Source organism: Luedemannella helvata (assembly GCF_039528415.1).
GTDB classification, from domain to species: domain Bacteria; phylum Actinomycetota; class Actinomycetes; order Mycobacteriales; family Micromonosporaceae; genus Luedemannella; species Luedemannella helvata.
This window is the reverse complement of sequence record NZ_BAAALS010000002.1, coordinates 1-23,362: the sequence shown is the minus strand read 5'-3', so window position 1 is coordinate 23,362 and position 23,362 is coordinate 1. Positions and strand designations below refer to the sequence as shown.

The following is a 23,362-nucleotide window of genomic DNA, read 5'->3' as shown; positions in this document are numbered from 1 at the left end:
ATGTCCGAAGCTCTGCCGACCGCGCCCGCCGAACCGGTCCCGGCTGCCGCGCCGACCGCGCGCGGCGGGTCCGCCGGGCGGGGCGCGGAGCCGCCGGGTGCGCCGGGCCGCTCGGGCCGGCGGGTCGCCCGCAGGGCCGCCACCGTGGCGGCGGGGCTGCTCGTTCTGGTCGCCCTCGTGGCACCCGACGACCTGCGCGACCTGTCGCCGCTCGCGCTGGCGCGCGTGCCGGTCGAAGGGCTGCTCGCCGCCGCCGTCCTGCTGATCATCCCGCCGCGTGCCACGCGGGCGTCCGCGACCGTCGCGGGCGCGCTGCTCGGCCTGCTCGTCGTCGTGCGGTGCCTGGACACCGGGTTCCTCGTCGCGTTCGACCGGCCGTTCGATCCGCTCGCCGACTGGTACTTCCTGGGCCCGGCCGTGGAGTTCGTCGCCCGGTCGGTGGGTCGGCCGGGCGCCGTGGCCGCCGCGATCGTCGCCGTCGCGCTCGCCGCGGCCGTGCCGGTCGGGCTCGCCTGGGCCGCGGCGCGCCTGGCCCGCGTCGGCTCGGCGCACCGGGCGCGCCTCGCGCGTACGGTCGCGGTCCTGGGGGTGGTGTGGGTCGCGGCGGCTGTCGTGGACGCGCGGGTGGGCCCGGACCTGCCGGTCGCGGCGACCGAGGCGGCCGGAGTGGTCAGCAACCAGGCCGGACGGGTACGGGCGGGGCTGGCCGACCGGGACGCGTTCGCCGCGCAGTCCCGGGTGGACGCCTACCGGTACGCGGCCGGATCCGATCTGCTCACCGCGCTGCGGGGCAAGGACGTGGTGCTGGCGTTCGTGGAGAGCTACGGGCGGGTGGCGCTCGACGACCCGGTGGTCACGGCGGCCCTGGACGCGGGCGCGGCGCGGCTACGGGCGGCCGGGCTGGTCGCGCGCAGCGCGTACGTCGGCTCGCCCACCGCCGGGGGCGCGAGCTGGCTGGCCCACGCGACGCTGCAGTCCGGCCTGTGGGTCGACAGCCAGCGCCGGTACACGGACCTGGTGCGGACTGACCGGCTGACCCTGTCGGGCGCGTTCCGCCGCGCCGGGTGGCGCACGGTGGCGGTCGCGCCCGCCAACCACGGGGACTGGCCGGAGGCCGGATTCTACGGCTTCGACCGGGTCTACAACGCCGGCGACCTGGGCTATGAGGGGCCCAGGTTCACCTTCGACTCGGTTCCGGACCAGTTCACGCTGTCGGCGTTCCACCGCGCCGAACGGGTCGCGATCGGCCGGCCGCCCGTCATGGCCGAACTGGACCTGATCTCCAGCCACGCCCCGTGGTCGCCCGTGCCGCCCATGCTGGACTGGTCCACACTGGGCGACGGCGCGGCGTACGCGTCCGTGTCCGGGTCGCGCGACATCCCCGAGTCCGTGCTCAGCCGCGACACCGGGCGGGTGCGAGCCGACTACGCGCGCTCCATCGCGTACTCCGTGCATTCCCTGACCGACTACGCGGCGCGGTACAGCGGCGAGAACCTCGTCATGGTCTTTCTCGGCGACCACCAGCCGGCGCCGGTCGTGGCCGGCGACGGCGCGCCCCGCGAGGCCCCGATCACGATCGTGGCCCGCGACCCGGCGGTGCTCGACCGGATCACCGGCTGGAACTGGACGGACGGCCTGCGGCCGGGGCCGTCGGCCCCGGTATGGCGCATGGACACGGTCCGCGACCGCTTCCTGGCGGCGTTCGGTGGGTCATGACCGACGCCGGTCAGCGCCGCAGGCGGGCGTAGACGTCGCCCGAGCGGCCCAGGGGGCGGAAGCGCTCGGCCAGCAGGCGGGAAAGGGCGTCGGCGTCGAGCCAGGTGTCGCTGGCCAGCCTCATCGTCTCGACGGGGGAGTAGTTGTACGCGTAGTCGCCGAGGCTGTCCACGAGCCCGAGCGCGGCGAGGGCCGCGTCGTGGGCGGGCGGCAGGTACTCGAAGGACAGCGCCCTGAGCGGGCGGGTCAGGCCACGGAGGACGTCGACTTCGAACCCCTCCACGTCGATCTTGCAGAAGGCCGGCTCGCCGTGGGCCGCGATGAGGTCGTCCAGGGTGACGACCCCGACCTCCACGGAGCTGTCCCAGCGCACGCGGGCGAAGCTCCGCTCCGTGGTGACCGTGCCGATCCACTCCGGTGACAGCGACGAGACCGTCGGCGTGGCGGACGAGAGCGCGAGCCGCGCCCGCCCGGGCTCCCTGCCCACGGCCACGGGAAGGATCCGCACGCCGTCGTCGCGGCCGTGCAGGAGCCGCAGGACGCGCAGGCAGTCGGGCTGCGGTTCGACCGCGATCACGCGGGCGCCCAGCGACCGCCAGACGCGTACCCGGCTGCCCACGTGGGCGCCGATGTCGAAGCCCACGTCGCCGGGGCCGAGGAACTGGGCGTAGAAGCGGCGCAGCCGCCGGTGGCGGCCAGGGATGCCGCGGTACATGACCAGTGACCGTGCGATGCCCCACACCCGCCGCACCATGCGCCCGACCCTACGGCGTCGCGTGCCCGCGGGCGGCCCGCGGCGCGCCGTACGCGCGCGAACGGATCCTGGCCCGCTCCATCGCCGCGACGTGTCCGATCGGCCGATGTGCTCCCGGTCACACCTGCGTACCGTGCGGATTCGCAGTATTGATCACCACTTATAGGGGAGTAATCAGCCATGGCTGAGACCATCACCTCGGCACCCGTCAAGACCAAGTCGGTCGGCGTCGCGTACGCCCTGTGGTTCTTCCTCGGCGTCATTGGCGTGCACCAGTTCTACCTGGGTAACACGATCCGTGCCGTCACGTACATCTTCACCCTCGGCTGGCTGGGCATCGGTCTGCTCATCGACCTGTTCACCATCCCGTCGCAGGTGCGCAAGGCCAACGGCGAGGCCTGACAGACGCCACCGGGAGGCCGCCCACGCCGGGTGGCCTCCCGTCGGGTCAGGTCGAGGTCCTCACGCCCTCGTCAGTTCCAGGAACACGATGTTGTCGTTGCTCTCCACGAACACCCGGGACGCGGCGAGCCGGTCGCGGTCGACGCGGTCGGCCAGCGCGGCGAACGCGGCGGCGTCGCGCAGGATGAGAAACCACCCACCTCCCGACGGTGCCGGTAGCGGGACGGGGTGAGCCTCGCGTTCCGGCGCGGTGCGCTGCACTAAGGTGTGGCCGGTGATGCCGGAGGCGGGGGAGACGGCCGGGTACGTCGGGCGGCGCCGTGGGCGCAGCGGCGTCGGTATGTCGTTTGTGGACGGAATAGCCGTGATCGGCGGCGCGGCGCGGCTGTGGTGGCGGCACTGGCCGGCACTGATCGCCGTCTACCTCGCTGGCGCCGCGGCCTCCGCGTGGCTCATCCGCCTCGCCGTCGTCGTGAGCCGCACCAGCGGTACGGCGGGGTTGCTCGTCTTCTTCCTGGCGCCGCTCGCCACCATGACCAGCCTCGCGGTCATGCTGCTGCTGGTGCGCCCGTCGCTGCCGCGCCTGCGCGACGGTGGCCGGGGCAGCGCCGGCGACCTCGTGCGCCACCTGGCCGCCCTGCTGGTGCCCTTTCTGGCGATCTACGCCAGCCTGGGCATGCTCCGCGACGACGGCAGCGCCTACTCCTACGCCCTCTTCGAGGACGAGGTGCTCAAGAGTTCGGCTCCGCCCGACGCGTGGGACATGAGCGACAGGTTTCCGTTCACCACGCGGCTGGCGATCGTGGTGGCCATCCTCATCGTGGTGTTCCTCCGGTGGGGCCTGCCCCGGTGGGACCGGCTGCGCAGCTGGGTCCTCTTCGGCCTGGTGATGGGCTATGTGGAACTGCTCTGGATGAGTCAGCTCGCACGCTATGTCAGCCCGGAGAACGAGTGGTTGCGCGAGCGGCAGATGTTCGCCTGGCTGGAGGCGGGCTGGGAACGGTTGGCAGGCGCGTCCGGGCCGGCCGGCGGTCTCGTGACGTGGGTGGGCGAGCAGCTCGGCAGGGCGGACGTCGTGCTGGTGGCGCCCCTGAGCCTGCTGCTGCTCGGCGCTGTCGTGTACCGCCGCGAGATCCAGCTGTCGCTGGAGGTCGACGAGGACAAGCCGCCGCCGGTGTGGCTGGGCGAGCTGCCCGGCCCGATGCGTTGGCTGGGCACCGGCATCTACGCGGACCTGCGCAACCGGTTCGGCGCGCTGGTCAACGGCGTACGGATCATGAGTCGCGTGGGGTTCGTCCCGACGCTGTTCTTCTGCCTGCTGTTCACCGCCGCCCTCGCCGTCGGCAACGTCGCGTGGGAGCTCGAGCGCCTGATCATCGGACCGCAGGACCTTGCCAGCCGGTGGACGCCCTTGTCCCTGCCGCTGAGCGCCCTCAACGAGGCCGCCGGCATGGTCACGGTGACGTGCGTGCTCGCCGCGAGCATCGACCGGATCCTGCTCGTCGGCAGGCGTGGCGTCGGGGCGGAACCCGCCGGACCGGCGCCGGTGGCGTCCGCGCCGGTGCCGCAGGTCGTTCAGTCCGGGGCGGTCAGCCACGCGTAGCGGGGCAGTTCGCTGGCGAGGGTCACCCGTACCGCGCTGGGGGCGGACGACGCCACGAACGCCGCCACGATGGTGAACGGACCGGATTCCGGCCCGCCGTAGGGGCGCGAGCAGCCGTAGACGCGATCGACATCGACGTCGCTGAGCTCGTTCGGGTTCGCGCTGAAGGTACGGCCGCGCGCGTCCTCCAGGAACAGGGTGCAGCCTTCCAGCGGCGCGTCCCTGCCCGCGTCGATCTCCAGCGTGGCCTGCCATACCTGCACCGTGGCGGGCAGCGTGACGGGCCGGCCGGAGTGGGTCCTGAGCGCCACCGCGCGCTGGAGGGACACGAGCCGCAGCCGGCCGCCGCCGAAGGACACCCACTGGCCGTTCGCGCCGCTGACCCGCTCGGTGGGCCCGGTCGGGAACCACCTGTCGTACGCGTCGCCCAGATCCGGGGCGATCGTCGCCACGAAGAGCGGCACGACGAGGAGCAGCCCCCACCAGTTGCGCCGCCACCACCCGGGCCGGGCACGTTCGGCCGGCCGGGGCGACGGTGGGTATCCGGCCGGTGCGGCGCCGTAGCCGGGCGGCTGCGGCGCATGGGTGGGAAGCGGCTGCGTGTGGTCCGTCGGTGCCCCGTGGAGCTGGTGCGGCGGCCGGCCGAGCCGCGGCGGGTAGGCGGGTGGCGGCGCCTGCCATGCGGCGGGCCGGTACGGCGGCTGGGGCGCACTCATTCGATCACCGTCGTCGCGGCGAGGGTGGCGGTCCTGTCCGAGGCCCACGTGTCGACAGCGGACGTGGTGACGCCGTCCAGCTCGACCGCGATCATGCTGTCGACGCGCGTGTCGAACCTGTGCTCCGCGAGCAGTACGGTGAGCTTTCCGGTGGCCACGTCACGGGGCACCTCGAACGCCACCTCACCCTCGATCCACACGCCCGGCTGCAGCGTCCGGCCGCCATGGATGCCCTGCTTGACGCGGTCGCTCGCCCAGAAGACCCGGTCCCGGGCGTCGCGTAGCGAGTAGTGTCCGATCTCCCTGGGTCCGTCGAGCGCGGTGGCCCGCAGCGTGACGATGATCCAGATTCCATTGGTTCCGTGCGGGACACCGCCGGTCGGGTCGGTGATCGCGCCGGCCCCGCGCACCGAGACGACGGCCACGCCGAAGGTGCGGGTCAGCTTCGTCTCGCCCATGGCCACGCTCACTTCGAAGGGCCGCTGGAAGTACCTGGTGTCCCGCTGGAACTCGAGGATCCGATTGCCGAGGTTGATGATCAGCAGCAGCGCCACGGCCGCCGCGACCCAGGAGCCGACCCGGCGCAACACGCGGATCCCGGGATTCACGCGTTTCTCCGGTCCTGGACGGGCACGGTCAGGACCGCTCGCTCGCCGTGGTCGAGCCACTCCTCGGACTCCGTGAGCGAGTTCATCCGCAGCGTCTTGCCCCAGATGATGACGTCGATGCTCGCCGGGACGGCAGCCGTGGCGTCCTGCTCCCATCCGAAGATCAACTGTTCCGGCAGGCCGGGATGCAGAGCCGGCAACAGGCTGTAGTCGCTGCGCAGCATGATGGTGTCGGGCTCGTCGCCGGCCAGCTTCTCGGCGCCGGAGATCCGCAGAATGTCCAGTGTGTCGTTGCGGGTCTCGTCGGCCGTGACCTCCACGGTGGCCAGCACGATGACCCACCGGTTGGTCTTCTTCTTGGCGCGCAGCGGCGGCTGGTCCTTGAGCAGCCGCCCGCCGGTCACCGTGACCCGCCACGGCCCCGCGTCGTACGCCTGGCCCACCTCGACGCGCGCGAGGCCGCCGTACCGGCCGGCGTCCGCCTTGTTCAACCCGCCGAAGGGGATCGTCGCCACGGCGGCGAGGGCCACCAGGCCCGCGACCACGCGGTGCAGCGACAACCAGTCCCGCAGCCCGCCATACGGCCCGACGTGGTAGACGCCGTCGCCGCCCTGCCCCCCGTAGGTGCTCGACACGAGGCGGGAGTCTACGAGACCGACCGTAACGGCCGCTACCGGCGCCAACGCTCATCAGGGCCGCTGACAGCCGTCCACATCGGCCGAAGCGGTAGTTACTGGAAAAGGCTGGAGGATGCTAGGGTCGCCGCCGTGGCGGAGTCGGCAGAGGAACTCGAGCGGCGCATCGACGGGCTGCGCACCGCCGTGCGCCAGGCACTCATGGCGGGCGACCGCACCCGCGCCGCCGCGCTGCGCCGCGACCTGCGCCAGGCCGAACGGGAGTGGGACGACGTCGTCGCAGGACTGGCCGAGGCCGTCGCGCCCGTGCCGGCGCCGCGCGCCGAGGCGGCCCTGCTTCCCGTGCGCGAGCAGGTCCACCACGCGCTGACGCTGCTGTCCGTCCCGGCCGCGCCCAGGCTGATCATCGAGGTGCACCGGGCCTTCTTCGCGGGGGAGATCCCGGGAGCGCGGCTGACCAGCCTGCGCCGCGACGAGGAGCGCTCGTTCCGCCTCGCGCCCTTCGCCCGGCCGTACTATCTGTGCGCGGTGCTGAGCGCCGACCTGCTGTCACCGGCCCGCGGCCTGTTGGCGGTGTCCACCTGGCCGGTCCAGCAACGGATGATCGGGCCGTTGAGCCCCCGGGTCGATTTCCTCACCAGCGCCATCCGGGTCGCCGAGCACGTCGAACGGCTGCCGGAGGTGGGTCCGCGGGCGACCCGGCTGCTGTGGCGGTTCGCCACCAACCTGCCCGGCCTGGCCGCCGAACTCGACGACGTCGCGCCCGCGGCCGTCGTCGCGGCGGCGCGGGCCGAGCTGGAGATCCACGAGGAGGCCGACCGCGCCACCCGGGCCGCCGCCGCGGACCGCGCGGTCCACCAGCTCGACGACGCCGGGCGGCTCTTCGGCGGCCCTCGTCTGCGCGTTCTTCCCCGACCCGCAGAAGGACTGTTATGACCGAGCGTAGCGAGGGCATCGGACGGCTTCGCGTTAGTCATGCTGGTGGCGACCGCAGGGAGGCGACAGCATGACCGACCTTGATGCTCGGCTTGCCCGGCTGCGCGGCAGCGCCCCGCCCCGGCGGCACACCGCGCGCACCATCGCGGCCCTGACCACCAACCCCGGCTGCGCGCGGCGGGCCGTCCTCGACGCCGCCGGCGTCGACAAGGAGCGCCTCGCCGCGCACGTCGGCTTCCCCGCCCGGTTCGGCCAGTCCCGCTTCGCGATCACCCGGGGCAACGCGTTCGAGTCGCAGGTCAAGGCGAACGGTTGCGCTGAGCTGCTCAGTCTCCTGCGCGAGAAGCTGGGCCTGCCGGTCGACGAGGTCGGTTACCACGACCTGGAGAGCGTGGGCGGCAACGAGTCCAACGAGGTCCGCCACGCCCGCGCGCGCACCCTGATCACACGGGCGGCCCGGGCCGCCGACGACCCGGGCACCCTGTTCGACCACCCGCTGCTGCGGCTGGATGTCGGCGGGCGCGCCGTCTACCTGGAGCCGGACCTCATCGCGTTCCGCCTGCGGGGCCGGTTCCACGTCGTGGAGATCAAGTCGTTCCCGGTCATCGACGGCCAGGCCGATCCGACCAAGGTGGCCGCCGCCGCCATCCAGTCGGCCGTGTACGTGCTGGCCATGCGCGCCATGCTGGCCGAACAGGGCCTCGACCCGGAGACCGTGTCCCACGAGATCGTGCTCGTGTGCCCCAGGGACTTCGCCAACCAGCCGGTCGCGACGCTCGTGGACGTCCGCAAGCAGTTGCTCGTCCTGCGCCGGCAGCTGGCACGGCTGACCCGCATCGAGGAACTGCTCGACGCGCTGCCGGCCGACCTGACGCTGGACCTGCGCCCGGATGCCGACGGCGTGCCGACCGCGACGGCCGACGAGCTGGGCGCCTCGCTGGGCCGGGTGGACGCGCGGTACGCGCCGGAATGCCTGTCGGCCTGCGAGATCGCGTACTTCTGCCGGCACGAGGCGCGCGGCGACACGGCCGCCCTGGGCCGTACGGTCCGCGAGGAGCTGGGCGGGGTGGAGTCGGTCGACACGGCACTCGGCCTGGCCCGCGAGGAGCTGCGGCCCTCGGTCGAACAGGAGGAGGCCGCCGCGCTGCTGCGCGCCGCTGCCCGCCTGCGGGCCGAGCACCTGGGGGCACGGGCGTGAGCACCCTGGTCTCGCTGGCGCGCGCCCTGGCGGTCGAGCGCGGGGTGGCCCAGCCGATCACCACCGTGCGCCACGTTCACGTGCACGAGCGTCCGCTCGTCCTCGTGCCGCTGACCCTCGCCGGCGAGGCGAACGCGCCGCTCGCGGCCATGGTGGGCACCGCGCCCGACGACGCGCGCCTGCTCGTCGTGGCCCAGCCGCGCAACCGCGACGAGCGGTTCGGCTTCGCCGCCGAGCTGGCCGCGATCCTGGTGTCCTATGTCGATTCGTTCACCGGACAGGTCGAGGCGGTCGTCACCAACCGGGGTCGCGACATCCGGTCGCGCTACACGGACGGCCCGCAGCTGATCGTGCCCAACCCGGCCGGGGCGGGCTTCGTGAAGCTGTTCGGCCGCTCGACGCGCCTGCGGCGTACGGACGGGCCGTGGGCGGTCGCGCCGACCGTACCGTTGGCGGGCCGGTGGTTGACGTTCTTCGCGGAGCGCTACGAGCATCCGGGGTCCGCCGCGCTCGTGGCGGTGACGAGCGCGCTGACCGCGCACTGGGCGACCGGGCAGTCCGCGTTGGAGGACGCCAACCTCGCCGCGCTCATGGGCTGGATCGACCCACCCGCCGGGCTGACCGGGGCGCAGGCGGCGGCCGCCGCCGAGGACCCGCTGACCTGGCCGCCCGCCGGCCCGATCACCGACCCGACGTTCGACAACGAGGTGCTGGCCGCGCTCATGGAGGCGTACGCGAACGCGCCCGGCGAGCGGACCCTGGCCACCCTGACGACCGCCATCAGGGGGCAGATCGAGCCGACGTGGCGGCTCGTGTGGCGGGCCGTCGAGCTGCTGCGCGCCCTGCCGCCCGGGGAGCGGGTGGCGCAGCGCTGGGCGGCCGACCGCGACGCGTACTCCGCCATGGTCATGTCGATCGTCGACGGGCGACCGCCGCAGCCCCGGCGCGACGGCGCCGTGGCCGCCGCCGGGCGGCTCAACCGGCTGGAGCGCGACCAGGCCAGCTACGACGTGCAGCGGGCGTTCGACGACCCGCTGGTGCTCGCGGAGTACCGGCTCAGCGGCGAGGCGTTCGCCGGCGTGGTCACGGCCGCGCAGCCCGACCGGGTCGACGCCAGCGGCCGGCGACGGGTGCTGCGCCCGCACGTCACCGTCCTCACGGACGACCCGGTGCGGTTCACCCCGGGCGCCGCGCTGACCTCACCGGCCCGCCCGGCGCAGAAGGCGACCGTGGTCGCGGTCGGCGCCGGTGACACGTCCGAGGTGGTGCTGGAGCTGTCCGGCGGCATGGGCAGCTCGTTGCAGGCCCCGCCCGGCACCGTGCCCGAGGTGGGGGAGCAGGTCGTCTACTCGTCGCTGGCCGACGACTACCAGCAGGCCCCGGAGTTCCCGGCCCGCGAGGACACCCCGTGGACGCACGGCGGCCCGCCGCCCGAGTACGTGCCGACCGACGAGGACGCCGCGGAGGAGTGGTCGTGATCCTGGATGCCGTCCTCGCCGACCTGGCCGGCCGGCGCGGCGTGGTCGTCGACTCGCCGCCCGGCGCGGGCAAGTCCACACTGGTCACCCAGGCCGCCGGCCGGCTCGCCGCCGACCGCGAGCGCGTCATGATCGTGGCGCAGACCAACGAGCAGGTCGACGACCTGGTCGACCGCATCGCCCGGCACGCGCCCGCGGTTACGATCGGTCGGCTGTCGGCCGGCGGCTACCAGCCGACCGCCCGGGTCGCACACCCCACGGTCACGGTCGGTCAGAAGGTCGCCGACCTGGCCGGCGCCACGATCACGATCGCCACGGCGGCGAAGTGGGCCACCATCCGCGAGGGGTCGTGGCCGTGGGCGATTGTCGACGAGGCGTACCAGATGCGCTCCGACATGCTGCTGCGCGTTGCCCCGCGGTTCGAGCGGGCCCTGTTCGTCGGCGACCCCGGCCAGCTCGACCCGTTCTCGACTGTCGATATCGACAGGTGGACCGGCCTGACGTGGGATCCGTTGCAGAGCGCCGTCGCCGTGATGTTGCGTCACAACCCTGACCTGCCCGTACACCGGCTGCCCGTGTCGTGGCGGCTGCCGGTGACGGCCGCGCCGGTCGTCGCGGAGGCCTTCTATCCCTTCACGGGCTTCGAGGCCGGCTCGACGGCGGCCGACCGGTCGCTGTCGTTCAGCACCCGCGCGCTGGGCGCCGGTCCGCTCGACGACGTGCTGGCCATGGCCGCGCAGACCGGTTGGGCCCACTACGAACTGCCCGCGCGGCACACCCTGCGTACGGACGCCGAGGCGGCCGCCGCGTGCGCGGCCCTGGCCACGCGCCTGTTGCAGCGCGGCGCGGTCGCGGTATCGGAACGCGAGCGCGACGGCGCGCCCGTCACCGCGGCGCGCATCGCGATCGGCACCGCGCACCGCGACCAGGCCGCGGCGGTCCGTGCGATGCTCGGCCCCGCCGCGGGTGAGGTCACCGTGGACACGGCCAACAGGCTCCAGGGCCGCGAGTACGACGTGACGATCGTCCTGCACCCGCTCTCCGGCCGCCGCGACGCGACCGCCTTCCACCTCGAGTCCGGGCGGCTGTGCGTGCTCGCGTCGCGCCACCGCCAGGCGTGCGTGGTGGTGGGCCGGGCCGGCATCGCCGAGCTGCTCGACGCCCACCCGTCCGCCGAGCCCGTACACCTGGACGTGCCGGTCAAGTTCCCGGACGGCTGGGAGGCCAACCAGGCGATCCTCGCCAAGCTCGCCGAACACCGCATCGAAGCCAGACGATGATCTAGGTGCCACCGGCGGGCGCGCCCGCCACGGTGGCCGGATAGCCGACTGCGCATCGGCGTCGATCCCGCCAAGGTGTGCCGTATGGGCGTGTCGATGGATCCGGGGAGGTGGCTGACCCCGCTCTCGGAGCACTACGACGCGCTCATCGAGCGCGCCCGCGACCGGCTCGACGCGACCGCCGGCAGGCCGCTGCGCGCCTGGCTGCGCCCGATCATGCTGGCGGTCGCCATCACGATCGGCCTGGTGGCACTTCTGCGGCTGCTGCTCACGGGCCTGACCGCCGGCGGGCCGGTGTCCCGGTGGATCGGCGCGTTCGTCGCGGGTGTGCTGGCGCTCGTCCTGCTCGTCGTCGTGATCCGCAACGTGGTCATCTCGCTCATCGAGCCCCACCAGCGGCGCCTGCTGCTGGTCGCCCTGCTCACCTCGACGGCCGCGGTGCTCGTCGGCGTCGAGGCGTTCGCGGCCACCAGCGTGGCGTTGGCTGAGCGCGTCCCGCCACTGTGGACGGCGGAACGGTTCTACCTCTGGCACCTCGTGGATGCCGTGCCGCTGCTCGACATTCCCGACCGGCTCGGCTGGACCGAGCCGGCCATCCTGCCCGGCCTCGCGGGACGGGTGCTCGTGCTCGGGTTCGCCCTGATCGTCATCCCTTCCCTCGTACGCGTCGGCGTCGCCGCGTACGGGTACGTGGAGGGGCAGGCGCAACAACGCCGCTACACCCGGGCCATCTCCCGGCAGGTGAGCACGCTGCGCCTGTTCGCCGCCGACCGGGAGGCGCCCTTCGTCCTGGTCGTGGGCGCAACCGCGGGCGCGGTGTGGTCGCTGGGCGGCCGGTACCTCGACGGCGCCGTGCGGGTGTGGTCGCTGGCCACGCTGGCGTTCCTGGCCGCGGTGGCGCTGGGGGCGGTGCTCGCCCGCTTCGCCGGCGCGGTCCTGGCCGAACTGGCCGAGCAGGCCTGGGCCGTCACCGCGATTCTCGCTGCCGCGCTCGTGTGGTTCGACAGCCCGGCGCGGCGCGCGCTGCTGCCGGGGGCCGCCGGCTGGGGCGCCTGGGGCAGGGTCTGGGCGACGTTCGGTGTGTGGTTGGTCGTGCTGCTGCTGGCGATCGCGCTGCTGTGGGCGACGCCGGAGTTCACGGACGCGGCCGTGTCGCTGGCGCTGGTGGTGGGCTTCCTCGGCCCGGACGCGCCCGCCGCGCGCTGGCTGGACGCCCACCTGACCTGGCAGCCGTGGGACCTGCCGCTCAGCCGCGTGGCCGTAGGCGCGTGCGCCTGGTTCACGGTGGCCTACCTGCTGCGCAACCTGTGGCTCGCGGCCCGTCGCCCGCCCATCCTGGGTCACACCGACCACCTCGACACGGCCAGCGGCCTGCGCCAGGACCTGCGCGCGTACGCTCTGGTGGCGGTGCAGATCGTGATCGCGGCCGGCGCGGCGCTGGTCCTGCTGCGTTCGGCCGGAGTGACGCGCGGCCCGGATGACGCGTGGACGGAGGCCTCCCGGGCACTGACCGTCGCGACCTGGCATGTGCTCGACTCGCTGCCCGGCCCGGACGTGCCGGAGGTCCTGGACTGGCGGCTGACGGCCGACCTGTCCGGCCCGTGGGCGGGCCTGGTGGTCATCCTGGCCGTCGCGGCCGTGCTGATCTTCGCGGGCCTGCCGATCCTGCGGACGGTCGTGCTGTGGGCGCGGCTGACCGCCGGCCACCCGCGCACCGGCGAGGCGCTGGCCGCCGTCCCCGCCAAAGTCGTGGCGGACCTGCGGGCGGTGCTCACCTACCTGGAGGCGGAGGCGGCCGGCGTCTCGCTGGACGACGTGACGAAGACGCGCCGGTCCTGGCCCCTCAACACGCCGCAGGAGGTCACCATCCCGGCCGTGGTGGTCGCCGACGAGCGCCTCGTCGCGGCCGAGCTGAACCGGACGCACCTGCTCGACCTGTTCGGCGCGCCCTCGCGGGGGTACGACCTGGCCGACGCCGCCCTGCGGCACACCGCGGAGGCGTTCCGCGCGGCCGTGCGCGGCTCCAGTTCGGTCAGTGCGCGGCGGGTGTCCCATCCGCGACCCGGGCGCCTGCCGGCGGTCGACCTCGGCGTCACGGTGTCCGAGGCCCGTGAGGCCGTCGACCGGTTCGCCGCGGTCGTCGAGCGCTGGGATCACGCCCGACGCGACGTTGCCCACACCGGGGACTAAATCGGCCGGCCCGCGGGTTGGTGGACCGTGTGATCAACGTACCCATGTCTGTTCTTGATCTTGCCCCCGTGCAGGCGGGTGCCTCCGCGGGGGAGGCGCTGCGGCACACCACGCGGCTGGCCGTACGGGCCGAGGAGCTGGGCTACCGGCGCTTCTGGGTGGCCGAACACCACAACATGCCGGCCATCGCCAGCTCGTCGCCGGCCGTGCTCATCGCGCACCTCGCGGCCGCCACGACAACGATCAAGGTGGGCTCCGGTGGGGTGATGCTGCCCAACCACGCGCCGCTCGTGGTGGCCGAGCAGTTCGGCACCCTGGAGGCGCTGCACCCCGGCCGCATCGACCTCGGCATCGGCCGCGCGCCGGGCACCGACCAGGCGACCGCCCTCGCGCTGCGACGGACCGTGGAGGGCCTGTCGGCCGAGGACTTCCCGCGCGAGCTGACGGATCTCATGGGCTACTTCACGGGCGAGCGGACCCGCTCGCGCATCATCGCCTCGCCCGGCCGGGGCGACATGCCCGACATCTGGCTGCTGGGTTCGAGCGGGTTCAGCGCCCAGCTCGCCGGCCTGCTGGGGCTGCCCTTCAGCTTCGCGCACCACTTCTCGGGTCAGAACACCCTGGCGGCGCTCGCCCTCTACCGCGAGAACTTCCGGCCGTCGGCCTACCTCTCCCAGCCGTACGCGATGGTCGCGGTGAGCGCGATCTGCGCCGAGACCGACGAGCGCGCCCGCTGGCTCGCCGGGCCCGCGATCCTGTCGTTCCTCAAGCTGCGTCAGGGCCGGCCCGAGCCGCTGGCGACCCCGGCCGACGCCGCCGCCCACCCGTACTCCGAGCTGGAGCGGCAGTTCGCGGAGCAGCGCTTCGAGGATCAGGCCCTCGGCTCGCCGGAGACGGTCGTCAGGCAGCTCACCGAGCTGCGCGACCGAACGGCCGCGGACGAGCTCATGCTGACCACGATGGTGTACGACATCGACGACCGGATCCGCTCGTTCGAGCTGATCGCCAAGGCGCTCGGCCGAGCCTGATCGTGCTGCTGGTGTCGGTCGACGCGACGGCGACCGACGAGGGGCCGTCGGCCCCGCCGCCCCCGTGGTCGGCGGGGCCGACGGCGACCGTCACGCCGTCGGCGCCAGGGCCTTCGCCGTGACGGCGGACCGGGTCGCGTCCGGCGCGGACGTGCCCTGCCCGGTCGTCGGCGGCGGGTCGCCCGCGGCGGGCAGCGCGGGCAGGAAGGCCACGACCACCGCCCCCACCGCGAGTACGACCGCGCCGACGAGCTGAGCCACCCGCATGCCGTCGGTGAACTCCTGCCCGCTGGCGAAGCCGCCCGTCGCGGAGAACACCGCGCCGAGCACCGCGATGCCGAGCACGGTGCCGAGTTGGCGCAGCGTGTTCGACGTACCCGACGCGACGCCCTCGAAGCCGCGCGGCGCGAAGCCGAGGGTGACCCGCGCGATCGGGGCGAAGAACAGGCCCATGCCCAGACCGGCGAGCACGAACGGCGCGACGAGGTGCCCGTACGGCACGTCGGGACGCGAGATCAGGCCGAGGGCCCCGATGCCGGCGGCCTGCAGGGCGAGGGCGAGCGAGAGCACCCAGCGCGCCCCGACGCGGTCGGCGAGGATGCCGGAGACGGGCGCCGCCAGCGCCGGTACGGCCGTCCAGGGCAGGGTGCGCACGCCCGCCTCCAGGGGCGAGTAGCCCTGCACGGTCTGCAGGAACTGCGCCCCGATGAACACCGCCCCGAACATGCCGAACGCCATGACGAAGGCGACCCCGTTCGCGATCGAGAACCCCCGGCTGGTGAACAGCCGTAGCGGCATCATCGGGTACGGCGCCACGGCCTGCCAGACCAGGAAGACCAGGAGGAGCAGGCCGCCGCCGAGGAGCGCGCCGAGCACCGGTCCGCTGGTCCACCCGTGCTCCCCGCCGCGCACGAGGCCGAACACGAGGCCGAACAGCGCGACCGTTGCCAGGACCACCCCGAGCGGGTCGAGCCGTCCGGCGCCGCCACGGCTCTCCCGCAGCAGGGCCACGAGCGGCAGCAGCACGAGCCCGACCGGCACGTTGATCCAGAAGATCCACTGCCAGGAGCCCTGGTCGACGACCGCCCCGCCGATGACCGGGCCGAGGCCGACGCCGAGTCCGGACATGGCGCCCCAGACGCCGAGCGCGGCGCCGCGCCGCTGCGGCGGGACGGCGTCCGCGAGGATCGTCAGGGTCAGCGGCGCGATCATCGCGCCGCCCAGGCCCTGCACGGCCCGGGCCGCGATGAGTGTCTCGATGTCGCCGGCCAGGGCGGCGGCCGCCGAGGCGAGGGTGAACACGGCCAGGCCGATCGCGAGGATCCGGCGTCGACCGAACCGGTCGCCCAGCGCGGCGGCGGTCAGCAGGAACACCGCGAACGCCAAGGTGTACGCGTTCACCGTCCACTCCAGACCCTCGAGCCCGGTGTCCAGTTCGAGGCGGATGACCGGTAGCGCGTTGGTGACCACGAGGTTGTCCATCGTGACCATGAAGACGGCCACGCCGGTGACGATGAACGTCCAGAGACGCGTCATGACTGCTCCTCGATCATTAGTGATTGGCCACTAACTTCGGTGGGCGCGCGTCGTCGGGCACCCGGAACGGCGGATGTCAGGTGGTGGGACGGTCGACGAGGCCCATGAGGGTCTCGCCCAGCTGCTCGGTGATGCGGGGCAGATCCAGGGAGGCGAAGACGTTGAGCAGCATCCCGCTCGCCATGAACTGCATGATCCGCTTCTCGTCGGCGCCGGACAGGCGCGCGATCTGCTGCCACAGGCCGGCCATCCGGCGCCGGGCCAGCGTGCGCACCTCGTCGTCGTGGCACGCGGCTGACCACATCTGCAGCTGCATCTGCAGGGTGGGCCGGTCATCCAGCAGGCCGCTGTAGGACGTGCCCATGGCGGTGAGGGCGTCCTCGCCGGTCAGCCCTTCGGCCGCGGCCTCGAACCGCAGCTCCAGCCGGTCGAAGCAGTAGTCGATGGAGGCGAGGAAGATCGCCTTTTTCGAGGGGAAGAGCCGGAACAGGTACGGCTGGGAGACGCCGACCCGGCGCGCGATGGCCTCGGTGGTGGCCGCCGCGTAGCCGAGCTGCCCGAACTCCACGCGGGCCGCGCGCAGCACGGCCTCGCGTCGCTCATCGGCGCTCATCCTCACGCGACTCAAGTTAGTGGCTGATAACTAAGGAGTCAAGGACGTGGATGCGGCCAGCACCGGCGAGCTGTATCCACGTGCGCCACTGTGGCTCATCGCTATTCTGATCGCCTCCTTGTAAATTGCGTTGTCGAGGTGGACAGTCGTATCTATCTTTGTAGACACCCGAGTGATCGAACGGTTGGAGAGTCAGATGGCAGGGCGGTGTTTCGCCGGAGCGCAGCGGCTCTCGCTGTGCGGCGGTGGTGACCTGCCGCTGAGGGGCGGATGGCGAGATTAGCGTTTCGCGACGCGCGACTGCCGCCCCCGGATCACCGGACGGGCGGTTTTTTGTTGACAATTCCATAGCGGAAATTCACGCGGACGTAGCGCAGTTGGTAGCGCATCACCTTGCCAAGGTGAGGGTCGCGGGTTCGAGTCCCGTCGTCCGCTCTGATGCTCGTCAGCCTCCCGTCGCGTCTCATCACCGTGGCCGGCGCTGACCGCGCGGCCCGGCGGGTTGAGTGCAGGTCCCCGCCGGGCCGCCCTTCTCGCCCTCGTGGCCCAACTGGCAGAGGCGCCAGCCCGAGGAGCTGGTCACGTGCGCGTTCGACTCGCGCCGAGGGCACGCGACAACCTCACCGGGTACGTAACACCTTTGACCGGATGCCCGAGTGGCCAGGGAACCGTCTACAAAACGGTGCACGCCGGTTCGATTCCGGCTTCGGTCTCTTCCGCATTGACGATCAATGCGCGCCGCGGGATGGCGCAGTTGGCAGCGCGCTGGAGTCATGATCCAGAGGTCCCGGGTTCGAGCCCCGGTCCTGCCACCGAAAGTCGACCGCCTTGACTGGCGACGCCGCGTCGTACACAGTCAACGACCACGACATGGGAGGGGCGCCGGGACAGCGAGGTGGGCAGATGCGCGCCGTGAGTACGGACGAGGAAAGCCTGGTCCTGGCCGCACGTGCCGGAGACCGGCAGGCGCTCGACGAGCTGGCCACGGTCGCGCTGCCGTTGGTCTACAACATCGTCGGTCGGGCCCTGAGCGGCCACCCCGACGTGGACGACATCGTGCAGGACACGATGGTCCGCGTCCTGCGCAACCTGGCGAGCCTGCGCTCGCCGCGCGACTTCCGCACGTGGGTCGCCACGATCGCGATCAACCAGGTCGGCACGTTCGCCCACCGCGACGAGGTCGCCGCCAGCCGGACCGCCGGGCTGGAGGAGGCCGCCGGCGTACCGGACGCGGGCGCCGACTTCGAGGACCTGACGATCCTGCGGCTCGGCCTGTCCGGCCAGCGCCGGCAGGCCGTGATGGCGAGTCGCTGGCTGGACCGCGACGACCGGGCGCTGCTGTCGCTGTGGTGGCTGGAGACGGCCGGCCAGCTGACGCGCGCCCAGTTGGCGGCGGCGCTGGGACTTTCCGTCGGGCACGCCGGGGTGCGCGTGCAGCGGATGCTGGAACAGCTCGAACTCAGCCGGACCATTGTCGCGGCGCTGGCCGCGCGACCCGGCTGCCGGGGACTCGGCACGGCCGCGTCCGGCTGGGACGGCAGCCCGAGCCCGCTGTGGCGCAAGCGCCTGGCGCGGCACGTGCGGGACTGTCCGATCTGTCGCCATGCCGCCGACGGCCTGGTGCCGACGCCCCGCCTGCTGGTGGGACTCGCGCTGGTCCCGGTGCCGCTCGCGCTCACGGCCGGCCTCTTTGCGAAGGCCACCGCGTCGGCACCGGCGGTGGCGTTGGCCGCGTCCACCGCGGGCGCCGAGGTGGCGGGCGCGAAAACCGGCATCCTGGGTCAGGTCGTCCACGCGCTCAGCGCCCACCCGGTCACGACCGCGGTGGCCGGCGGGGTGCTCGTGGCCGGCTCGGCCGCTTTCCTCCTCATGCCGGCGGAGACGCCCACCCCTCCCGCGCCGCCGCCGGCGGCGGCCGCCGCGCCCACGACCACCGCCACGGTCATGCGTACCTCGGCGGCCCCGCCGACATCGAGGCCGCCGCGGACGAGGCCGGCACCGACGTCGGCCGCGCGACGCAGCCCGACCGCGCCCGCCATCGTGGCGGTGGACCGCGGGCCCGTGTCGCTGGAGTCGGCCGACCAGGCCGGGCAGTACGTCACGCTGGTCGAGGACCTCGGCACGCTCGTGAATGTCGGCGCGGATCCGGCCGCCCGCCAGCGGGCCACCTTCGAGGTCGTCGGGGGCCTGGCGGACACCCGCTGCGTCTCCTTGCGCCTGTCGGACGGCCGGTACCTGCGGCACGTCTCCTGGCGCCTGCGGCCGGCCAGCGATGACGGGACCGTGCTGTTCCGCGAGGACTCGACGTTCTGCCCGCGCGCCGGCGCAGGCTCCGGCACGGTGGCGCTGGAATCTTTCAACTACCCGGGCCGGTTCGTGCGTCACATCGACGAAGCGCTGTGGGTCGACCCATCGGACGGCACGGCCGGCTTCCGCGCCAGCGGTTCCTTCCGGCTACGCAGGCCCCTCGCCGGCTAGCGACCCCGTCGGTCCGCCGGCCATAACGAAAATCCGCAAAGTTGTCGCGATGCGCCGGGTAAGCGCTCCGACTAAAAACTGTTACGTCGCCCGGTCGTCGTTGGTCGGATCGACCAGTGTGCATTTGCGGCGATAGTTTTCATAGACGTTTCAGCAGCTCACGATGTTTTTTATGTCGATATATTGCGCACGTGGAAAGCGTCTGGCAGTCTCTGGAAACCGTGATGTTAGCGCGCTGTTACAGGCGCGTTATGGCTCCTGAAGACTCCACCATCCTCTCGGGCCTGGTTCGACGACGCGCGATGTTAACGCTAACACCACAGGTCTTCGAAAGGACTGACGCTCATGAACCATCCGTCCCCCACGGGTAGACGCTCTCGCCGGCGTTGGCTCCGCGTCACCGTTCCGGTCCTGGCGTTGAGCCTCGCCACCGGCGGCGCGGTGTTCGCGCTGTCGGGCACCGCCCAGGCCGGCACGACGCTCGGCGCGTCGGCGGCCGAGAAGGGCCGCTACTTCGGTGCGGCGATCGCTGCCGGCAGGTTGTCGGACTCCACGTATGTCTCGATCCTCAACCGGGAGTTCAACTCGGTGACGGCCGAGAACGAGATGAAGTGGGACGCCACCGAGCCCTCGCAGGGCAGTTTCAATTTCTCCAACGGTGACCGGATCGCCAACCACGCGATCAGCCGGGGCATGAAGATCCGCGGGCACGCGCTGCTGTGGCACGCCCAGCAGCCGCCCTGGGCACAGAACATGTCCGGCAGCGCCCTGCGGAACGCGGCGATCAACCACGTCACCCGGGTGGCCTCGTACTACCGGGGCAAGATTCACTCCTGGGATGTGGTGAACGAGGCGTTCGCCGACGGCACCAGCGGTGCGCGGCGTGACTCGAACCTGCAGCGCACCGGCAACGATTGGATCGAGGCGGCGTTCCGCGCCGCGCGGGCCGCCGACCCGGGTGCCAAGCTCTGCTACAACGACTACAACACCGACAGCATCAACCCGAAGTCGACCGCCGTCTACAACATGGTCCGGGACTTCAAGTCCCGTGGCGTGCCGATCGACTGCGTCGGGTTGCAGTCCCACTTCGGGACCACGATTCCCAGTGACTACCAGGCCAACATCCAGCGTTTCGCCGACCTGGGCGTCGACGTCCAGATCACCGAGCTCGACATCACGCAGGGCTCCAACCAGGCCAACGCGTACGCGCAGGTCGTGCGGGCCTGCCTGGCGGTCTCCCGGTGCACCGGCATCACGGTGTGGGGCATCCGCGACAGCGACTCGTGGCGCGGCGGCGACAACGCCCTGCTGTTCGACGCGAGTGGCAACAAGAAGGCCGCCTACACCTCCACCCTCAACGCGCTGAACGCCGGTACGTCCGTGCCGACCTCATCCGCGCCGCAGACGGGCGGGTCGACCACGATCGACACCAACGCCTGGTACGTCCTGGTCAACCGCAACAGCGGCAAGGCGCTGGACGTCTACAACCTGGCGACCAACGACGGGGCGCGGATCACGCAGTGGTCGCGCAACAGCCAGAACCAGCAGCAGTGGCAGTTCGTCGACTCCGGCGGCGGCTACTACCGCATCAAGTCCCGGCTGTCCGGCAAGGTGCTCGACGTCTACAACTGGTCGACCGCCAACGGCGCCGCGATCGTGCAGTGGTCGGACACGAACGGCAACAACCAGCAGTGGCGGCCCGTCACCTCCTCCGGTGGCTACTTCCGACTGATCAGCCGGCACAGCAACAAGGCCCTCGAGGTGCAGGGCGCCTCGACCGCCGACGGGGCCAACATCGTGCAGTACGACGACTGGGGCGGCAACAACCAGCAGTGGCAACTCGTCCGCGTCGGCTGAGCCGGCACAGAACAATCTGAAAGGAGACGCTCGTGTCGATCACGAGTGAGGAACAGCCGGCTCGTCGCCGGCGACGTGGCTGGCGGTCAGCGCTCGCCGGGGGCCTGGCGCTCATCACCGGCGCGGGGGTTGCGGTGGCGGTCAGCGTCACGTCGGCCGAGGCCGCCACCGTGGACACCAGCGCCTGGTACGTCCTGGTGAACCGCAACAGCGGCAAGGCGCTGGACGTCTACAACCTGGCGACCAACGACGGGGCGCGGATCACGCAGTGGTCGCGCAACGACCAGAACCAGCAGCAGTGGCAGTTCGTCGACTCCGGCGGCGGTTACTACCGCATCAAGTCGCGCCACTCGGGCAAGATGCTCGACGTCTACAACTGGTCGACCGCCAACGGCGGCGCGATCGTGCAGTGGTCGGACACGAACGGCACCAACCAGCAGTGGCGACTGGCCGACTCGTCCGGCGGGTACGTCCGGTTCATCAGCCGGCACAGCAACAAGGCGCTGGAGGTGCAGGGCGCCTCGACCGCCGACGGGGCCAACATCGTGCAGTACGACGACTGGGGCGGCAACAACCAGCAGTGGCAGCTCGTGCGGGTCGGTTCGGGCACCACGCCGACCACCGCCGCGACCACCACGGGCAGCGGTGGCGGTGGCCAGTGCTCCCTGCCGTCGTCGTACCGGTGGTCGTCGACGGGCGCCCTGGCGCAGCCGCGCTCGGGCTGGGTGTCGCTCAAGGACTTCACCTACGCCCCGTACAACGGCCAGCACCTGGTCTACGCGACCACGCACGACACGGGTACGAGCTGGGGTTCGATGAACTTCGGCCTGTTCTCCAACTGGTCGCAGATGGGTTCGGCCAGCCAGAACAGCATGAACTTCTCGGCCGTCGCGCCGTCGCTGTTCTACTTCGCGCCGAAGAACATCTGGGTGCTGACCTACCAGTGGGGCGGCCCCGCGTTCTCCTACCGGACCTCCAGCGACCCCACCAACCCGAACGGGTGGTCGTCGGCGCAGACGCTGTTCACGGGCAGCATCTCCGGCTCCGGTACCGGCCCGATCGACCAGGCGATCATCGGTGACAGCCAGAACATGTACCTGTTCTTCGCCGGTGACAACGGCAAGATCTACCGCGCGAGCATGCCGATCGGCAACTTCCCCGGCAACTTCGGCTCGTCGTACACGACGATCATGAGTGACTCGACGAACAACCTGTTCGAGGCGGTTCAGGTCTACAAGCTCCAGGGTGAGAACCGGTACCTCATGCTGGTCGAGGCGATCGGCTCGCAGGGCCGCTACTTCCGCTCGTTCACGGCCACCAGCCTGAGCGGTTCGTGGACCCCGAACGCCGCGAGCGAGAGCAACCCGTTCGCCGGCAAGGCCAACAGCGGCGCGACGTGGACCAACGACATCAGCCACGGTGAGCTGATCCGTACCAGCGCCGACCAGACCATGACGGTCAACGCCTGCAACCTGCAGCTGCTCTACCAGGGCCGCTCGCCCAGCTCCGGTGGCGACTACGGCCTGCTGCCCTACCGCCCGGGTCTGCTGACCCTGCAGCGCTAGGGACGTGACCCCGGCGGGCCCGGTGCAATACCGGGCCCGCCGGGACACGGCCGGTCATCAACAACCTCTCTGCTCAGGAGGACGCAGTGTCGAGCGACTCCCCGGCCGCGCCGCGTCGGCGCGGATGGCGATGGAAGGTCATACCCGCCGTCGTGCTGGCGGTGGCCGCGGGCATCACCGCGGTGGCCACCGCGCTGCCGGCATCAGCGGCCACCGTGGACACCAACACCTGGTACGTCCTGGTGAACCGCAACAGCGGCAAGGCACTGGACGTGTACAACCTCGCCACCAACGACGGCGGGCGGATCACGCAGTGGGCCCGCAACAACGGCAACAACCAGCAATGGCGCTTCGTCGACTCCGGCGGCGGCTACTACCGCATCATGTCGCGCCACTCCGGCAAGGTGCTGGACGTCTACAACTTCTCGACCGCCAACGGCGGCTCGATCGTCCAGTGGACCGACGGCAACGGCACCAACCAGCAGTGGCGGCTCGCCGACTCGTCCGACGGGTACGTCCGGTTCATCAGCCGGCACAGCAACAAGGCCCTCGAGGTGCAGAACGCCTCCACCGCCGACGGGGCCAACATCGTGCAGTACGACGACTGGGGCGGCAACAACCAGCAGTGGCAGCTCGTCGCCGTCGGCACCGTCTCCGGCACGCCGACCTCCGGGCCGCCCACGTCCGCGCCGACGACCACCTCCTCGTCCGGGTCGTTCACCAACCCGGTGTTGTGGGAGGACTTCGCGGACCTGGACATCATCCGGGT

20 protein-coding genes and 4 tRNA genes are annotated in these 23,362 nt (G+C 72.2%); 17 read left to right on the top strand and 7 right to left on the bottom strand.

Annotated features, from left to right (window positions below):
• Complete coding sequence (locus ABD191_RS02290; RefSeq protein ID WP_344076203.1) at nucleotides 1–1,716, top strand: alkaline phosphatase family protein; 1,716 nt, start codon at nucleotides 1–3, stop codon at nucleotides 1,714–1,716.
• A gap of 10 nt (nucleotides 1,717–1,726) precedes the next feature.
• Here the strand turns inward: ABD191_RS02290 and ABD191_RS02285 are convergent, their stop codons facing one another.
• Entirely contained in the window at nucleotides 1,727–2,470 is a 744-nt protein-coding gene (locus ABD191_RS02285; protein ID WP_344076201.1) for an FkbM family methyltransferase, read from the bottom strand.
• 180 nt (nucleotides 2,471–2,650) lie between these two features.
• Here ABD191_RS02285 and ABD191_RS02280 point away from each other — a divergent pair, with 180 nt between their 5' ends.
• Nucleotides 2,651–2,872: a TM2 domain-containing protein gene (locus ABD191_RS02280; RefSeq protein ID WP_344076199.1), complete on the top strand. Its 222-nt coding sequence runs from the start codon at nucleotides 2,651–2,653 to the stop codon at nucleotides 2,870–2,872.
• 60 nt (nucleotides 2,873–2,932) lie between these two features.
• Here ABD191_RS02280 and ABD191_RS02275 read toward each other — a convergent pair whose 3' ends face one another.
• On the bottom strand, nucleotides 2,933–3,133 hold the full coding sequence (locus ABD191_RS02275) for a hypothetical protein (protein WP_344076197.1): 201 nt from the start codon (nucleotides 3,131–3,133) through the stop codon (nucleotides 2,933–2,935).
• Between the two features lie 13 nt (nucleotides 3,134–3,146).
• Here ABD191_RS02275 and ABD191_RS02270 point away from each other — a divergent pair, with 13 nt between their 5' ends.
• Complete coding sequence (locus ABD191_RS02270) at nucleotides 3,147–4,475, top strand: hypothetical protein (protein WP_344076195.1); 1,329 nt, start codon at nucleotides 3,147–3,149, stop codon at nucleotides 4,473–4,475.
• On the opposite strand, the gene ABD191_RS02265 is transcribed toward ABD191_RS02270, so the two are convergent.
• The 3 genes from ABD191_RS02265 to ABD191_RS02255 are packed head-to-tail and all read right to left on the bottom strand — an operon-like array spanning nucleotide 4,448 to nucleotide 6,434.
• The gene (locus ABD191_RS02265) at nucleotides 4,448–5,191 is read right to left on the bottom strand and encodes a hypothetical protein (protein ID WP_344076193.1); all 744 of its coding nucleotides are present in this window, start codon (nucleotides 5,189–5,191) and stop codon (nucleotides 4,448–4,450) included. The two genes, ABD191_RS02270 and ABD191_RS02265, sit on opposite strands and share 28 nt — an antisense overlap.
• Complete coding sequence (locus tag ABD191_RS02260; RefSeq protein ID WP_344076191.1) at nucleotides 5,188–5,799, bottom strand: hypothetical protein; 612 nt, start codon at nucleotides 5,797–5,799, stop codon at nucleotides 5,188–5,190. The genes ABD191_RS02265 and ABD191_RS02260 overlap by 4 nt, the downstream gene beginning before the upstream one ends.
• Nucleotides 5,796–6,434, bottom strand: a complete 639-nt coding sequence (locus tag ABD191_RS02255; protein ID WP_344076189.1) for a hypothetical protein — start codon at nucleotides 6,432–6,434, stop codon at nucleotides 5,796–5,798. The genes ABD191_RS02260 and ABD191_RS02255 overlap by 4 nt, the downstream gene beginning before the upstream one ends.
• Before the next feature lie 132 nt (nucleotides 6,435–6,566).
• On the opposite strand from ABD191_RS02255, the gene ABD191_RS02250 reads away from it, so the two are divergent.
• The 6 genes from ABD191_RS02250 to ABD191_RS02225 all read left to right on the top strand — a co-directional run bounded on the left by ABD191_RS02250 (nucleotide 6,567) and on the right by ABD191_RS02225 (nucleotide 14,544).
• Nucleotides 6,567–7,370: a hypothetical protein gene (locus ABD191_RS02250; protein ID WP_344076187.1), complete on the top strand. Its 804-nt coding sequence runs from the start codon at nucleotides 6,567–6,569 to the stop codon at nucleotides 7,368–7,370.
• Between the two features lie 70 nt (nucleotides 7,371–7,440).
• Nucleotides 7,441–8,568, top strand: coding sequence for a hypothetical protein (locus ABD191_RS02245; RefSeq protein WP_344076185.1), 1,128 nt, complete (start codon nucleotides 7,441–7,443; stop codon nucleotides 8,566–8,568).
• A complete protein-coding gene (locus tag ABD191_RS02240) occupies nucleotides 8,565–10,046 on the top strand; it encodes a hypothetical protein (protein WP_344076182.1) in 1,482 nt (493 codons plus the stop codon). Before ABD191_RS02245 ends, ABD191_RS02240 begins: the two co-directional genes overlap by 4 nt.
• Nucleotides 10,043–11,326, top strand: a complete 1,284-nt coding sequence (locus tag ABD191_RS02235) for an AAA domain-containing protein (RefSeq protein WP_344076179.1) — start codon at nucleotides 10,043–10,045, stop codon at nucleotides 11,324–11,326. The genes ABD191_RS02240 and ABD191_RS02235 overlap by 4 nt, the downstream gene beginning before the upstream one ends.
• A gap of 84 nt (nucleotides 11,327–11,410) precedes the next feature.
• A complete protein-coding gene (locus ABD191_RS02230; protein WP_344076177.1) occupies nucleotides 11,411–13,516 on the top strand; it encodes a hypothetical protein in 2,106 nt (701 codons plus the stop codon).
• A gap of 29 nt (nucleotides 13,517–13,545) precedes the next feature.
• The gene (locus ABD191_RS02225; RefSeq protein ID WP_344076175.1) at nucleotides 13,546–14,544 is read left to right on the top strand and encodes an LLM class flavin-dependent oxidoreductase; all 999 of its coding nucleotides are present in this window, start codon (nucleotides 13,546–13,548) and stop codon (nucleotides 14,542–14,544) included.
• Between the two features lie 90 nt (nucleotides 14,545–14,634).
• On the opposite strand, the gene ABD191_RS02220 is transcribed toward ABD191_RS02225, so the two are convergent.
• Nucleotides 14,635–16,080, bottom strand: a complete 1,446-nt coding sequence (locus tag ABD191_RS02220) for an MFS transporter (RefSeq protein ID WP_344076172.1) — start codon at nucleotides 16,078–16,080, stop codon at nucleotides 14,635–14,637.
• Nucleotides 16,081–16,156: 76 nt separating this feature from the next.
• The gene (locus ABD191_RS02215) at nucleotides 16,157–16,693 is read right to left on the bottom strand and encodes a TetR/AcrR family transcriptional regulator (protein ID WP_344076170.1); all 537 of its coding nucleotides are present in this window, start codon (nucleotides 16,691–16,693) and stop codon (nucleotides 16,157–16,159) included.
• Nucleotides 16,694–17,055: 362 nt separating this feature from the next.
• Here ABD191_RS02215 and ABD191_RS02210 point away from each other — a divergent pair.
• From ABD191_RS02210 to ABD191_RS02175, 8 genes are all read left to right on the top strand, one after another.
• Nucleotides 17,056–17,128 (top strand) — tRNA-Gly (locus ABD191_RS02210).
• A 100-nt stretch (nucleotides 17,129–17,228) separates the two neighbouring features.
• Nucleotides 17,229–17,303, top strand: a tRNA-Leu gene (locus tag ABD191_RS02205).
• 32 nt (nucleotides 17,304–17,335) lie between these two features.
• Nucleotides 17,336–17,406, top strand: a tRNA-Cys gene (locus tag ABD191_RS02200).
• Between the two features lie 26 nt (nucleotides 17,407–17,432).
• Nucleotides 17,433–17,505 (top strand) — tRNA-Met (locus ABD191_RS02195).
• A 91-nt stretch (nucleotides 17,506–17,596) separates the two neighbouring features.
• Entirely contained in the window at nucleotides 17,597–19,171 is a 1,575-nt protein-coding gene (locus ABD191_RS02190; protein ID WP_344076168.1) for a sigma-70 family RNA polymerase sigma factor, read from the top strand.
• A gap of 345 nt (nucleotides 19,172–19,516) precedes the next feature.
• The gene (locus tag ABD191_RS02185) at nucleotides 19,517–21,028 is read left to right on the top strand and encodes a glycoside hydrolase family 10 protein (RefSeq protein WP_344076166.1); all 1,512 of its coding nucleotides are present in this window, start codon (nucleotides 19,517–19,519) and stop codon (nucleotides 21,026–21,028) included.
• A 32-nt stretch (nucleotides 21,029–21,060) separates the two neighbouring features.
• Nucleotides 21,061–22,593 carry a non-reducing end alpha-L-arabinofuranosidase family hydrolase gene (locus ABD191_RS02180; protein WP_425560637.1) on the top strand — a complete coding sequence of 511 codons (1,533 nt, stop codon included), beginning with the start codon at nucleotides 21,061–21,063 and terminating at the stop codon, nucleotides 22,591–22,593.
• 86 nt (nucleotides 22,594–22,679) lie between these two features.
• On the top strand, nucleotides 22,680–23,362 hold a 683-nt coding region (locus ABD191_RS02175; RefSeq protein WP_425560636.1), incomplete at its 3' end, for an RICIN domain-containing protein.